Source organism: Mucilaginibacter oryzae (assembly GCF_003148845.1).
GTDB classification, from domain to species: Bacteria; Bacteroidota; Bacteroidia; order Sphingobacteriales; family Sphingobacteriaceae; genus Mucilaginibacter; species Mucilaginibacter oryzae.
Genome location: NZ_QGHA01000001.1, coordinates 1 through 15,205 on the forward strand (window position 1 = coordinate 1; position 15,205 = coordinate 15,205).

Annotated in this window: 10 protein-coding genes; all 10 read right to left on the reverse strand. The window is 40.2% G+C overall.

Annotated features, from left to right (window positions below; translation table 11 throughout):
- Positions 1-5,139, reverse strand: a 5,139-nt coding sequence (locus LX99_RS00005; RefSeq protein ID WP_146203028.1) for a non-ribosomal peptide synthetase, incomplete at its 3' end; no start/stop codon positions are given.
- A 335-nt stretch (positions 5,140-5,474) separates the two neighbouring features.
- Positions 5,475-6,470, reverse strand: a complete 996-nt coding sequence (locus LX99_RS00010) for a methyltransferase (protein ID WP_109605259.1) — start codon at positions 6,468-6,470, stop codon at positions 5,475-5,477.
- Positions 6,471-6,810: 340 nt separating this feature from the next.
- Positions 6,811-7,650, reverse strand: a complete 840-nt coding sequence (locus LX99_RS00015; RefSeq protein WP_109605260.1) for a phytanoyl-CoA dioxygenase family protein — start codon at positions 7,648-7,650, stop codon at positions 6,811-6,813.
- Between the two features lie 182 nt (positions 7,651-7,832).
- Positions 7,833-8,129, reverse strand: a complete 297-nt coding sequence (locus tag LX99_RS00020) for a FecR domain-containing protein (protein WP_170122574.1) — start codon at positions 8,127-8,129, stop codon at positions 7,833-7,835.
- 11 nt (positions 8,130-8,140) lie between these two features.
- Positions 8,141-8,788: a FecR family protein gene (locus tag LX99_RS26000; RefSeq protein ID WP_109605263.1), complete on the reverse strand. Its 648-nt coding sequence runs from the start codon at positions 8,786-8,788 to the stop codon at positions 8,141-8,143.
- Between the two features lie 102 nt (positions 8,789-8,890).
- Positions 8,891-9,487 (reverse strand): RNA polymerase sigma-70 factor, encoded by a 597-nt coding sequence (locus LX99_RS00030; protein ID WP_109605266.1) that lies wholly within the window; start codon positions 9,485-9,487, stop codon positions 8,891-8,893.
- Positions 9,488-9,883: 396 nt separating this feature from the next.
- Positions 9,884-11,572 carry a trypsin-like peptidase domain-containing protein gene (locus LX99_RS00040; RefSeq protein ID WP_109605270.1) on the reverse strand — a complete coding sequence of 563 codons (1,689 nt, stop codon included), beginning with the start codon at positions 11,570-11,572 and terminating at the stop codon, positions 9,884-9,886.
- A 97-nt stretch (positions 11,573-11,669) separates the two neighbouring features.
- Positions 11,670-13,118 (reverse strand): TlpA family protein disulfide reductase, encoded by a 1,449-nt coding sequence (locus LX99_RS00045; protein WP_109605272.1) that lies wholly within the window; start codon positions 13,116-13,118, stop codon positions 11,670-11,672.
- Positions 13,072-14,484 carry a PKD-like family lipoprotein gene (locus tag LX99_RS00050; RefSeq protein ID WP_170122575.1) on the reverse strand — a complete coding sequence of 471 codons (1,413 nt, stop codon included), beginning with the start codon at positions 14,482-14,484 and terminating at the stop codon, positions 13,072-13,074. The genes LX99_RS00045 and LX99_RS00050 overlap by 47 nt, the downstream gene beginning before the upstream one ends.
- Before the next feature lie 12 nt (positions 14,485-14,496).
- Positions 14,497-15,204 (reverse strand): DUF4843 domain-containing protein, encoded by a 708-nt coding sequence (locus tag LX99_RS00055; RefSeq protein WP_109605276.1) that lies wholly within the window; start codon positions 15,202-15,204, stop codon positions 14,497-14,499.
- Position 15,205 lies beyond the last annotated feature (1 nt).

Genomic DNA, 15,205 nt, shown 5'->3' on the forward strand with positions numbered 1-15,205 from the left:
TGTTAATATATAGGAGATCCGTTCAACCGGGTATGACGGATCCAGCGGAACATAGGCCCCCCCCGATTTTAAAACCCCTAATATCCCGATCACTAACTCCAAACTTCGGTCCAGAAGCAAGCCTACAAGGCTCCCCCGCTCCAACGATACACCATTGATCAATGCATAATGCTTCCGGATATGCCGCGCCAGCTGGTTACTACGTTCTTCAAGCTCCCGGTAGCTCAGCGATAATCCCTGATACACCACAGCCGTATTCTCAGGAAGAAGCTTAGCCCGATTCTCAAACACCAGATGAATCGTACGATCTGAATCGTAATCCTGATCCGTACGGTTCCAGTCCCGGACCTGCTGTACATAAGATGATTCTGGTAACAGTGACAACTCAGCGTATGCTTTGTCGGGAAAATTGACCAGGAGTTTCAAAAGTTCATTGAAATTCCCGATCAACCGGTTTATGCTTTCAGCTTCAAATAAGCTCGTCGAATATTCGATGTATCCAGAAAGCGAATCGGCACTGTCGTCGATAAATACTGATAGATCGAATTTTCCTACCTCGTAGATTCCGGGAAGCCTAATCGCTTTAAAGAACTTTCCAAATTCATTTTCCTTGCCCAACCTGCTACCGAAACTCTGCACTGAAAATGTAACTTGAAATATAGGATGTCGTGATAAGTCTCGTTCAGTTTCAAGTTCCTCGATCAACTTCTCGAAAGGAAGATTTTGATGCAATTGCGCCAAAACCTGATCCTCATGAACATTGGCAAGGAGCTCCGTAAAACATTGCCGATTATCTAGTAACGTCCGATGAACCTGCATATTGACAAAGAAGCCTATCAAGCCCTCAGTTTGCCTATAATGCCTGTTAGCGATAGCGCTCCCAATGACAATATCATTCTGCCCTGTGTATTTGTTAAGCAAGATATTGAAAGCACTTAGTAAAGTTACATGCAAGGTTGTCCTGTTATCTTTTGCGATATGTCTTAAAGATTGACTAAGTTCCTCAGTGAACGCGAAGGTTTTACGGGAACCTGAGTAGTCAATGGCCTTGGGTCTGACTTTATCCGTTGGCATTGCCAACGTTTCATAATTTTTTAGCTTTTGCTTCCAGTATTCCAATTCCTTTTGCAATACCTGCCCTTGTAAAAAATTTCGATGCCAAATCGCATAATCTTTATACTGGATCTCAAGAGCGGGTAGATCCGATGCAGTATCTCCAGACACGAACATTTTGTAGAAAAAGGCTAACTCCTTTAAAAATATTTCCATAGACCAGCCATCACTGGCAATATGATGAATATTAATAAGAAGGAGCCTTCGATCTGCACAATATTCCTTATCAGCCTGCAAATCCAATTTATTGTATAAAACTATTCTGATAGGGAAATCAGAAGACAACTCAAAGGGACGGTTCATGTCCGCGCGGAGAATCGCCTCTATGTCATCCGAGTCATTCAGTATCATTTCATCAATACTGACAGGCAAGTCATGGATAACCTGAATGGGCTCAAGGTTAGGATTTGTCTCTATCGTTGTCCGCAATATCTCATGTCTTAAAACGACCTTCTGCAGCGCAAATTTCAGGCCCGCTAAGTCTACATCTTGCTGCACTTCAAAAAGAACTGGTATGTGGTAAGCATTGGTTCCGTCTTCGTACCGTTCAATAAACCACAAACGTTCCTGGGCAAATGATAAAGGGGCCTTGTCCATACTCGTTTTCGGTATATTTACTAACATTGCGTTTACGTGATTATTTAAGATGTTCGAGAGGGTTCTTTGTCTGAATATTTCAGCTACCTGTATCTCATTTTGCAAAATCTTACTCATGCGGTGCGAAACCTGAATGGCGAGAATAGAGTTACCGCCAATCTGAAAAAAATCATCAGTCATACCGACACGTTTCACACCTAAGGCAGCTTCCCAGATTCCACATAATGCGATAGCGAGAGGCGTAGCCGGGGGGACAAAATCATTTTCCAGGTCATAATTCGGTTCAGGAAAAGCACTCTTATCCAGTTTACCATTGGCAGTTACCGGAAAGTTTTCCATCTGTATGAATTGATCCGGAATCATAAAATCCGGGAGCCAATCATTCAACGCAGCCCTAATTTTTTCTACTTTAATTCCCGACTCTTGATCATCCAGAACATAATATCCGACGATTTTTTTTTCACGATTTTCATGCGTACCGCTTTCCCTGACCATCACCATAGCTTGTTTGATGCAGGGGAAAAGTCTCATTGCAGCCGCTATTTCGCCAGGCTCGATACGATACCCTCTTAATTTAAGTTGGTCGTCTTTTCTGCCTATGTATTCGAGGTTGCCATCAGGCAGCCACTTAACCAGATCACCTGTTTTATACAACCGTATATCCTTCTGTAATCTAATTGAATATGAGGGAAAGGTTACGGTGATGAATCGTTCATTCGTCAATTGAGCGTCGTTAAGATAACCTCTTGCCAATCCATCTCCACCAATAAAAAGTTCTCCGATAACCCCTATCGGCACCGGATTCAGCGAAGAATCAAGGACAAACACATTTCTGTTGCTAATTGGCTTTCCGATTGGAACGTTCTGCCTCATAATGGCCGAACTGAAATTATAAATACATGTGAAGGTCGTGCTTTCGGTGGGGCCGTAACCATTTAAAAAATTTAACGGTTTTGCCGGATTCCGGATCATCCTGTTAACTACATCTCTATCAAGTGCTTCACCTCCGGTAATCAGATATTTCAGCCGACCGAATAAGGAAGGGTCCGCTGCAAATAAAACATCAAAGAGCGTTTTTGTGAGCCAGAGAACAGAGACGTCATTTATTTCCAGGAAATTCTTGAGAAGCCGGGCATCCGACAGGGTTGTAGTAAAGCTTTCCGGTATAACCAAAGTATTTCCGGAAAGCAATGGAGTCCAAATTTCAAACGTAGCGGCATCAAAACCAGTTGCGGAAAAGAATGCGAAAACGTCAGATTCGCCAATGTCGATGTAATCGTTATAAATCAAACTAAGCACGGACGAATGCTCTATCATAACACCCTTTGGAATTCCTGTTGTCCCGGAAGTATAAATTACATAGGCCAGATCGGACGGAGCACCTTTCCTGGAAAGACCAGTCGAATCTTCCTGCAGGTAAAGACCATCGCTCCAAGTGAATTTGATCTTCATTTCATCCTCTATCGCCGAATATCTGTCTTCCAAGGATGAATTCGTTTCCAGAATCAAAACAGCCCTAGTATCCTCGAATATAAACCTTACCCGTTCTTTTGGATAAGAGGAATCTACAGGTACGTAGGCTGCACCCGCTTTTAAAACTGCTAAAGTGCCAATTATAAACTCAGGACCTCGCTCCAGGCATATCAAAACCATCCCTTCAGGTCCCAGGTTCTTTCCAGTAAGTTCTTGATACTTTCGTTTAATGTGTCTCGCCAGCTGATTGCTTTTCTCGTCAAGTTCCCGGTAACTAAGCGACCACCCGCCAAACCTCAAAGCGGGCTTGTGGGGCGTTCTGGCTGCCTGTTTCTCAAACAAACTATCCAAAGTTCCAGATGGTGTTGCTACCTTTTCTCTTGCCGCCCACATTACGATCAGTTTCTCAAGTTCTTCAGGGTCTAAAAGATGAAGTTTACTGTAATCATTATTCGGATCCCTAAGTAATTTGCCGAGTAAGATTAGATAAGCGTTTACCATTCTTTCGATACTTTCTTTGCGAAATAAGGAAGTTGAATAGTTAAAATATCCGCGAAGCTGACTCCCTCCTTCCTCAAACATGATGGTAAGATCAAACTTTTCTACCTGATATAATGAAGCTATGTCATAGGGGCGGAAGTACTGTTCGGCGCCACTTGAAGCATATAGTTCCAATTCTGGGGTTTGCAAACCAACCATAACTTGGAAAACCGGATGCGTGGACATGTCTCGCTCTATTTTTAACTCGTTGACGAGTTTTTCAAAAGGCACTTCCAAAAATGATTGCGCCGCGGACTGTTCCCGCTGGAACCGACTAATTAATGAGCTAAAAGATTCGTCATTTCTTAAAAGCGTCCGATTCACAACAGTGTTAACAAAAAAACCGATCAAATCAGCAGTTTGCGCGTGTTGTCTGTTGGCAACAGCCCCGCCCGTAATGATATCATCCTGACCAGAAAGTTTACCTAACAAAATATGAATTGAAGCTAACAATATACTGTGTAGGGTTACGCCATATGCCCGAGACAGGGAATCTAGCGCGGCATGATCCTCTTTACTGATCTCGAATTTGAATCGGGCTCCTTGGAAGTCTGAGTCTGAAGGCCGGACCATATCTAAAGGCAGTTGCAATTGTTGAAAGCCGGTAAGCTTATTATTCCAATAATCTAATTGCGAAGCGACATTTTCACCATCCAAGTAATAGCGTTGCCATAGCGCATAATCCTTATATTGAATTTCCAGCGATGGGAGATTAAAAGAATTATCTCCACGGACAAACGCGCCGTAAAAGCTCACAAGTTCCCGGAAAAAGATTTCAGAAGACCAGCCGTCACCGGCGATATGGTGTATATTGATCAAGACGACGACCCGTTTTTCTCCAACATAGAAAAATACAACGCGTATAGGAGAATCGTTTTTCAGATCAAACGATCTGTGAATTTCCCGCACCAACACTCCTTGTAATTCCAGTTCGCCTTCAACTGCAAGCTCATCCAGAAAGGGCTCCTGATCATGAACGATTTGGATACCCTGATGGTTCTCCCCGGAGACAATGGTCGTACGCAAGATTTCGTGCCTTGCAACAATCGCTTTAATAGCATACTTTACTCCGGAAATCTCTGTCAAAGGATTTAGTTCAAATACTATAGGGATGTGATAAGCATTGTTCCCTTGAACATACTGATCTGTAAACCATAGACGTTCCTGGGCGGAACTGAGAGGGTATTGCTTTCTTTCCGGTTCTCTAAAAACAACATTATTCCGGAACCGTTCTTTTGAAAATATTTTATTCGCCTCCAGAATAGCATTAATCTCAGCCTTATTCGCTATAATAAATACTTTCACGTCTTCGTGCTGAAATTTCTTAGGTACAAAAAGTTTCAACGCGCCGTTTTCTAACCATATCGCGCCTGAACTCAATCTCAATTCATTGAAAAAAATTTGGATATCTTTCATAAAGGGGGGGGGGGAACAATATTATAGATAGATGTAAAGAATTATATAATAGCATCTAAATATAATTATCCATTATGACAAAGTATCTTGGCTCATATATATTTTAACTATTTTTTTTAATACTGTGAAAGTATGGCAGGTAGAAAATTTCTTCTCCTGTAAAGGTGCTGCCCCAATCATCCTTGTGACTTGGTTAACAATTGTGAACATCCTCGCGAAGAACTGATGTTAAGATTTAGGACTAAAATAAATGGAACACTTAATTTGCTCTGCCTCCCCTGAACTGTGACCGAGCTAAGTAAAAAATCAGAGATTCAACTACACTAATAGAAAGCTTATCCTTTCTTCGCAATTACCAGGTTCAATTCTCGGCGGACTTTCCCGAAGCCAACTTCTTTTAAAATATCTTCCATTTCCGAATAAGACGGTTGCCAGCCAGATTTTTGATCTGGCCCCAATATCAGAATAGACTGGATCATATGCAATAATGGGCCTTGCCAATTGTCTTCGATAAAAAGTTCGGAGACCAACAAGGTAATCTGCGGATAAGCAACATATATATTTTTCAGAATAGTTATCATATCACTACGGGTCCAATCGTGGAGCACGTTGGCGAGTAAAATGACGTCGGCATCGACCGGATATTGTGGGTCATTGAACATATCGCCCGGGATAACACCGGTGTTATTGTCTCCATTTTTTTCAATGACTAACTTAGTAATTGCTGTCACGTCAGGAAGATCGAAGATATCACATCTTAAATGAGGGTACACAGACCGGATGCCCATAGCCCATCCTCCGCTCGCCCCGCCGATATCCAATAAATAGGAATAACCGGAGAAGTCAAACTGTCCAGCAAGTTCCTTTCCTTTTTGCACCCGCCAGTTATGCTGCGTCCCCGCCATAAAAAAGTCATTGGAAATTCCATGGACATTCGCAATATTGTTGTCGCGATTTTTAATCTCATACCAGGGTTGGGGTACTGGATGATAAAGTTGATCTTTAAAATTTGTGAATGTACGAGCACTGAAGGCTTCAATTTCCCTGGAGAACGCTTCATTAAGCAAGTAATTTTTGGATAACTCGGAATTGCTAAACTCGCTATCATTAAAATTGAGCAATTTTAGACCGCAAAGATATTGTGCTATCACCCGGGCAGACATTAATGGCATTTCCAGGATTTCTGCAAGCCTTTCTAAGGAAACTGCAGTTTGCCTTTCTACGGCAAAAAAGAGATCTTTTTCCAAAGCGATCTCCAGAACATATCCGTATGTCTTGGACCAAAGGATCATGTTAATATTGTCGAGCGGGAGTGAACTGTCTTCAGTCATGAGTGATCTGGTTTTTGGAATGATTAGCGGGATTATAATTCATCACGCAATTTCTTAGTTAAATAGTAAACTTTTGAGATCGCCCCAGCATGGCAAGCACCTGCTGTCGGTCTTTTAAAGCTCTACCGTTTTCCCCATTACTGAACGAGCCTATAAAAATATCAGTAATTTGTAAAACCATTCTCCGGCTTACATTCTTTTTCGATTCACTGCGATTAAGTATAATTAAATTACAATAAGTTTTGACATATAATCTAATTATCCAAGGCACTTTTTCAGAGACAATTACAAGTGAATAAATTAGACGACTTGTTTTCCATTCATTGTTACATTAAATAAATTAATTTGAGGTCAATGAATTTCGATTAGGAATAATGACTTCAAATTGGCGGTTAGATATAAAAGAAGGCCGGGGGTTTTCGATAGTGGGCAATTTATTTTCAATGCTGTTATAAGTTATCAGAAAAGTGTGTCGATCCCATGGTGACAGATTATTGGACGAAGCGTGAAAAAGATTGCCATGAAAAAATACGACTGAACCGGCAGTACCCTTTATTGAATGTATTCCTTTACTTTTCATAACATCGGAAAGCATGTGCTCTTTCAATGTATACTTCAGGTCCGTAGTAAGTGATGACATATAATCGGTACTTTTGTGGTAATCAGCAAACCACCCATCATTTTCATTTATATTGCTGTTGTTTGCTATAACGTCTATATCTTCCTTCTTATGAGACCCGGGAATAACGATCAGCGGCCCATTGAATTCATTGACATCATTCAGATAAATCATTGCCGTAAGAACATTCGGTTTAGGCATTCCATCTTCCTTGTGCCAATATGTAAAATCCTGGTGCCACTCCCACCAATCGCCTACCAAAGCCTGCTTTGTATTCAGTTTAGTCTGATGTTTATAAACATCGGATCTCAAAAGTTGCTTAGCAGGTACCACCAGTTTTTCAAGGTTTATTGTGTCAGCGAATAGCTGATTATTCCACTCCGGCGCAAAAAAAGATCTGACAGAGCCCTTTTTATCCAAAATACGCCTATCACAATTTTCAGAAATGACTAATTTCATTTCATTTAACAAAAGCCCGACCTCTTCCTGACTAAAAACGTTTTCGATAAATAAATACCCTATTTCATCATAATTCGAGATTTGAAACTCCGATAATGTCATAAAATTCCCCCTTGTTGTGAATAATTAAATTGCCATCTTATATCGCGCGTTATAATGCTTTGATATCCATCATGCCGCTGGTAAGTCAGGCCCTTTAACTTTTGTTTAGCTTCGGTTAAAGATAGTTGACTTATTGTAACAACAAAATTTTTTAGAAATTTATGATAATAAATGTTCCCAATTCAATTTATTTGATATGCTTCCATAATGGCCTTGACCGGGGTATTCGCTACAGTTAACCGGGTAGTTACCAGTAGCTGTTTTTTAGAATGGTGCTTAAATTCGATCTTTACATTATACCATCGCTCAATTACCGCGGTCATTTCACTTAAAGGAACGCCTTCGAACACTAAATGGCCCTCTTTCCAGTCGGTTATATCATTGACAGGCACCGTGCTTGTAATCAGCGTTTCATTGTTCCATACAGACTGTTGACCGGGCTGCAGGTGAGCCAGTACCTTTATTTCCTTACCTTTCAAGCGTTCGATACTTACCTCGCCGCTGGCCAGTGCAATAGAAACCGGGCGATTTTTAAACGCACTGATTTTGAATGAGGTACCAATATCCCTCGTCTGCAAGTCACCTGTGTGAACAATAAAGGCTTGTTGAGGCTTGTGTTTAACATCAAAAAAGCCTCACCGTCCAGGTTAATATCCCTTATGTCGCTTTCGAAGGTTTCCGGGAAACTGATCTTACTGCCTGCTCCCAGATACACAACCGAACTATCCGGCAGGGTAATCACAGATCGTTTGCCATTGGGGTTGACGATCTGACGCATCGAAACGAGCGTTTTTTCTGCTGGCTTACCCGCCTTTTGCGTGATAACCAAAACCAGGCCGATGATAACCGCTGCGCTTATACTGGCATAACGAAATAAGCCGGAACGAAAAATGCGGAAAACGTTGCTGTCTTTTGCAGGCCTGATTCTTTGGTGCAATTCTTTGTGCAACTCCGACAATTGCAGGTCACTCAGGTCATCCGCTGCCATTGTTGCATCCCATCGTTCCTGCAGCACTTCATCAAATAAGCGTTGTCCTTCGGGCGTATTTAAGACCTGTAATACCACTTGCCTTTCGGCTTCAGTGCATTGCTGCCCTAAAAATTTGATAATTAATTTTTTGCTTATTTCTTCTTGCATACCTCGTGTTCATTTAGGTAAACAAGCAAAATCAAGAGGAGTACTAATGCAAGGAATAAAAAAATTTACTTTGTAAAAGATAGAGGATTGAGCCAAATGCTACTACTTTTTAAAGGCGGTTATCAGCAAAATAACAGGCAGGAGCAACGCCGCAAACTCGTTTAAATGTTCACGGAAATATTGCAGGGAGGCGCTTACATGATTTCTTACCGTGTTTACCGAAAGATTTAAATGATCCGCTATTTCAGCATAGGACATATTTTGTTCCCGGCTCATTGTGAAAACCTGCTTGCGTTGCGGACTTAGTTGATTTAATTTTTCCTGATAGGACTGTTGAAGTTCTTTACAATCCAGTTCATGATCTGCGGGTTGTGAAATCGGTTCAAAAGATTCCGGGAGATCACTGATCGGCAAAGTAATAATGGCTTTTCTTTTCCAATTGTTGTATAAGGCATTTCTGATCGAACGGTATAGATAAGCGTTGAGATCAGTTTCAACCAGTATGCTCCCTCTTTTTTGCCATAAACGGATCATGACATCCATCGCAAGTTCTTTTGCGGTTTCGTCGTCGCGGACGGAAGATCTGGCAAATGCATGGATCTTTCTGAAATAACGAAAGAAGATCGCGTCATAGGCTTTAAGATCGTCGTCTCTTAATTTCTTTAAAAGAATATGATCTGGGAGATCTTTATCAGCCATAGCGATTTACTTTTTCCACCACACAAAAGTAAATCGAAAACAACAACAATACATTAATGACAGGTTAACCATTTGTTAACTGATCCAATTGGTAATCATTGGGATCGGTGATCTGTGGATCATGATGGTATTTGCTGGGAAAGAGTTCTGATTAATGTTGCAAGAAAATTTTCCCCTAACTCGGCCCTTCTAAGTAGTATTCGGCCGATATTATTTTGGAACGCAAATTTCTCGTAATAGTTATGACCGGTTTTCATGCGTAGGATCTTAATTCTACTACCTAAATTTTTAAGTAAATCACGCTCTCTCTGGATTATTTCCGTCAAGGATATTCAATTGATTGGAGATCATTGCAAAGTAAGTCTTCCATCTCCACTATTGGTATAAATATAAAAATCAATCCCTTAATTTATTTCCAATTTTATTATTGCTTTCAACAACCACTTTATAAATTAAAGAGGGTAGTAAAATCACTGTGGAAGTTCTGCTATGCCGCGCAATGTTAACACCCACAAAAGCTCCATTAATATCATAAACCGGTCCTCCGCATTCAACAGAAGGAATAGCCGCATCCTGCACAAAAACTTCTTTGAAACCGTCCGAACGCTTACTTCGTTTACCCTCATAGTCATCAGCTACATGATCAGATTTTGGCTCTTCAAATATTATGGTTACAAGCATAGGTGTTTTATCCCTGATGATGTTTAATGCTACGCTGTCAGACATGTACATTTTCCTTATCTCAGATACAAACGCCTCCATGTTAGATACGTTGAGATGGTTAATAGAAACTATTTGATCTCCTATTTTAAGATACTTTTCAGCAGGATACGATGGCGCTATATCCTGCACAAAAACTTTTCCATCCCTTTCTTCTAACAAAGCTCCGAGCTGTGCTCTGCTAAATAATTGAGGAAGTTCTATTATCTGGGTACTAACAATACCTTCTTTACAACGCTTATTCGCAAGTGGTGAGATAAGCAACCTGCCAATTTGCAGATTATTGCGATCACTTGATAGGTACTTATCTATATGAATCGCTTTTAAACCATGCAGCGACTCACGAGACTGCAAAACAACAACATCATTCTCTCGGTCACGATAACAAACAGATAAACTGATCCTTTTATCCTTGTAGTTGATCCAGGGGCGATTGCTTACCAAAGAACTTTTACTTACAAATACGGGCTTGCCCAAGTTGTTAAACTTACCCGTTATAGAAGTTGCCAATGCAACCGGTATTTTATCTTTTTCTGAATTATAAACAGCAAATGCACTATCTAATGCCGCATTACAGGATGTTAAAGGCTCTTCGGGTAGGCGTACTTTAAGTATGGCTTGCGTAGTAACAGGCACAATCTTATCGCTATCAGGTAATATCTTATAGTCAATGGGTTTCTGGAGTGCTGACCAATATTTCCTAAATAAATTTATTTGAATATCAAAATTTTCATTTTCACTCCTGTTGATCTTATCACGTATGCCTATTACTTTGCCGGTAAGGTCAAATAACGCACCTCCTGAATCTCCCGGCTCCATTTTACAGGTAGACTCTATGTAGCCATAACCATCATCTAAGCGGATAATGCGGCCAAAACGCACATTCGGCATTACCTGAAAAAAGCTACCGGGATAAGATATGCCCACGCAGCCTTCACCAGGAGAAAGCAGTTGACTATTGCCCATTTCAACAAATGGCCACTTTGCTTTTTCTTCAATTTTAAGCATGGCCATGTCCAGCTTTTTATCAGCGGTTACAAAAGCCATTCTGCCTAAAGCGGTAGCAACCGCTTTTTGACCATTTGGTAATTCCACCCGGTATCTTATACCAGGCATTACGGAATGTGCTGCGGTCAATATCAAACCATCCTGCGAAACAATTACCCCGCTGAAGCCACCAAAATCACGGTCGTTAAGCGTATCACGGATTACCAGTTTAATACACGCACCTTCTACCTTATTGTATGTATCCTTTATCAGTTTTTCAACCTGATGCGGCTTTAGGACTTTCTCTTGCGCATTAGCATTTAATATTGTTAAAATCAATATTAAAAAAACACACTTCATCATTTTAAGCAAGACCATTCACGAACTTTAATTTGGCGAAAAAACCTTTTCTATTTAGTTTAAGGTAAGCGGGGGAACCTAACTACTAACACTGCGTAGGCCCCCCGTTACCAATTTAATTAAGCTTTTTTATCTCATCAATTGCAGCGCTCATTTCTGCGATTAGCTCAGGTGTGGAACCACTAAAACCTACGCTGGAAAAGCGTATGTAACCATTACCGTCAACAATAACTTTATGTGGGATACCGGAAACTTTGAACGCCTTTGCAACTAAATTTCCCCTTTCACCTTTCTTCAGATCAAGATACAGCGGCAAATCATATTGCTTTGACTTAAAGTATGCCAAGGCATTTTCTTTTACATGCTGTGTATCACCAGGTAATTCATTGGTATGTATAAACAGGAATTTCACTGTAGTGTCTGCTTTATACTTATTAACTAATTGTTGCATTGCGGGCAAAGCGGCTTTACATGGACCACACCAGGTTGCCCAAAAATCAATTACCATGGTTTTCCCTTTAAAGGTTTCCAGGGTAACTGTGTTGCCATTTACATCAAGTAGTTCAAATTCTGGCGCTTTGATTTTAATTAATTTTTGAGCAATGCTGTTATTGTAGGTATGCTCGTATTTATCCTGCAAACCTTTATTGATAGAATCTATGTGTGCTTTATAGTTTCTGTTGGGGTATAAACTTTGGTAAGCTATACGATAGTTATCTCTGATATCCTCATCTTCGGTACCTTGCTTAATGGCTGCCTCCAATGCAGGAAAAGCTAATTTGTACTGCCCGCTTTTAGCAAGCAGTATGGTATAATGATCATTCTCTCTTTGATCTTTACCTTTTTTTAGGTCGATAATCTTTTTAGTAACAATTACAGCCTGTTTAAAATCTTGTCTTTTTTCAAGAAAATAACGCTTTAGGTTAAGCATTAAATTTTGTTGTTCTTCACTTATTTTGCCATTTTTCAGTTCTTTGTCAACCAATTGCTCTGCTTTGGCTAAGGAAACCGGATTGGTAGTGTAACCAAACATTGCCCAAGCCGTTAACCTGTAATAACCTGTAGTTTTGTACAAATATTCCATAGCTTTATCAAACTGGCCGGCATCTGCATAAGCATGAGAAACCATGGCATAAGCATATCCCTTATCCTTGTTTGGATATTGCTTTTTAAGTGCCTCCAGCATCTGGAGTTTCTTTTGCAGGTCCTTTTCTGCAATTAAGCGCTCCACTTGCCTGCCATATGCTATATCACCGTTTGGAAAGCGTTTTTCAATAAGTTCAAGAACGGGTTGATAAGGCAATTCTTTGGCTATGTTGTAATTTGCCAGCAGAATAAGATCGCTTTCGTTGCCTTCTCTCAAAGCAGCCAATTTTTTATTTAAAACAACCGTGTCTTTAATTGCAGATAATGAGTCTACGCCCTTTTGAAAATCCCGCTCATTTTGGGCGAATAGCGATGCTGAACACGTTATCAGCATTAAAAACAAAGAAATTTTTTTGAACATGTTATGATTATTAAAGAGGTTTACGATAATTAATATTAGCAATTGCGCCAAAGCCATCTATTTTTTGCAGGTAATTATTGTTGGTGACATTGCCCAGATTATCTAACTGAAAAAAGTATACGCTTCCCGAGGTATTTGTATTTGCGGCAATCACTAATTTTTTTGCATCATCTGGCTGCACAACCATCTGTTTAATTGAAACACCTGCCGGGAAACTATAAATGAGTTTAGCTGAGTTAGCCAGGATATCATACACGTATAAATGATTATCAGTAGCGTAATATAGTTGACTGAGAAAAAGCGAACCGGCAAATGATTTAGCGGAGGCGATCTCCGGACTGTTTTGCATTTTTTGTTTAAGCGTTGGCCTGCCGCCTGTTAAAGAAAAAATGTACCTGTCGTTATTGCTATCCAGCATAACAAAATAGAATATACCGTCACTGTCATTTTGAGAACCATCTGCGGCTCCGACCATGGTCATGCCTGTATCACCCATATTAAACACCGTAGAAGTAGAACTCAGAATAGGGTTTAAACTAAAATCTCCAAAAGTTACCGACATAAACCTTTTGTACTTATTATCAAAAAAATAAGTAAAGAAATTGGTACTATTAATTACTTTAGGGAACAAGGAATAATCACCGATAAATCGGTCACTAAAAGTTATGTTAATCGGGTCATCAATAACGGTAGTGGCAAAAAGATCACCGTTATTAACTATATACTCTTCTGTACCATATTTAGATACCGCAAAATCGAACTGATCCTTAACCGGTGTAAAGCCAATGGTTAATTTGCCACTTTCTAAAAAACTATTCGAGTCATACATATAGCTGCCTTTATCCGTGAAAAAACCAATACTTATTTTTGAACCGAAAGAGCTTGGATAAGCATATGCGGCTACTGCGTTGCCTGAATAAGTGGTTTGATTTACGGATGCAGCAGCCGAATAAAAAACCCTGTAATCTGATCTTATAAAATCCAGTTGAGCGGTATTACCTTTTGCACTGCTCACTAACCATCCATCGCTAAAAACACTGGAAACTTGCAGCCTAAGGGTTTTAAAAGCAGATACGCCGTTACTTTTATTCGTTACCTTATACTCTAAATTATAACCGTCCGCAAGTGGCGGATAACTGATCACGGCTTTGATCGCTTTGTCTGTTGATATAACCATTGGTGATATCCCCTCAACGGGCCTAACGGGATAGATTTTCCACTGATAGCTATAACTTTCACCGGCGGGCTTAGATTCTGTGAGAACCGGATCTAACCTTAATGTATCAAACTGTGAGATAGTGACTGAAGAATCTGTTTTGATTGTTACTTCATTGATTTGAGCATACTTAAAATCTTGATTATTTTTTTTACAAGATAACAGGCACCAACAAACTATAAATAGGGCGAATATGTAAATTTTCATTGTTGACATTTTTTAAAATTTAACCCGGTTTCCAAACTCATCGATAAGAGGGCCGTTAGCCGTCTCATATACAGTAAGAGCATTCCTGAAATTTACCTGGAGTCTGAACAAATCTCCGGCTCCAACAACATTTGGATCAAAATTGGTAAGGCCTGAAACCTTTATCATAAATTGAAACTTAACAATGCTAAATGTTCCGAATAAAAATTCGAGGTTATCCCAATATGTCGGACGGATCAATTGGTTGGTAATATTCACCTTCATTCTTTTTAAATTGGCTGAAAGGTCTGCAGCCACACCCGGCGCTCCGGCAACAAGATCGGCTCCGGGAGCTACCTCGAGCATCAACTTAAAAGTATTCGTTTTCAATTCGGGAGAATTTAAAACGATAAGTGGATAATTGACCGATAATTGATTAGCGGGTAGCGTTGCATTGGGCAAAATATAGTCAACGTTATTTCTTGCTGTTGAACTGTCAGTAGCCCTTAATTTAAAAGTGCGTGGGTTTGCAGAAGGCTTACCAACCAGGCGCATGGGAATAAATACTGTATCGCGCTGTTTTTGGGCCGGTTGCAGTGCAAATGAATAGTTGATGCTATCAGGATTTGCAAAATAGCTTATATAGAAGCTGATGCCATCCGCACCGTGATACGTTGGTATCTCGCTTTTTTTACAGCCTAAAACCGATACCAATAGTATGAATATAGTTAGGTATTTCATA

What these genes read in the sequence shown, in the direction of transcription:
- LX99_RS00010 (WP_109605259.1), bottom strand. Translation starts at nt 6,470, where the DNA reads ATGACTGAAGACAGTTCACTCCCGCTCGACAATATTAACATGATCCTT.
- LX99_RS00015 (WP_109605260.1), bottom strand. Translation starts at nt 7,650, where the DNA reads ATGACATTATCGGAGTTTCAAATCTCGAATTATGATGAAATAGGGTAT.
- LX99_RS26000 (WP_109605263.1), bottom strand. Translation starts at nt 8,788, where the DNA reads ATGCAAGAAGAAATAAGCAAAAAATTAATTATCAAATTTTTAGGGCAG.
- LX99_RS00030 (WP_109605266.1), bottom strand. Translation starts at nt 9,487, where the DNA reads ATGGCTGATAAAGATCTCCCAGATCATATTCTTTTAAAGAAATTAAGA.
- LX99_RS00040 (WP_109605270.1), bottom strand. Translation starts at nt 11,572, where the DNA reads ATGGTCTTGCTTAAAATGATGAAGTGTGTTTTTTTAATATTGATTTTA.
- LX99_RS00045 (WP_109605272.1), bottom strand. Translation starts at nt 13,118, where the DNA reads ATGGCTTTGGCGCAATTGCTAATATTAATTATCGTAAACCTCTTTAAT.
- LX99_RS00050 (WP_170122575.1), bottom strand. Translation starts at nt 14,484, where the DNA reads ATGAAAATTTACATATTCGCCCTATTTATAGTTTGTTGGTGCCTGTTA.
- LX99_RS00055 (WP_109605276.1), bottom strand. Translation starts at nt 15,204, where the DNA reads ATGAAATACCTAACTATATTCATACTATTGGTATCGGTTTTAGGCTGT.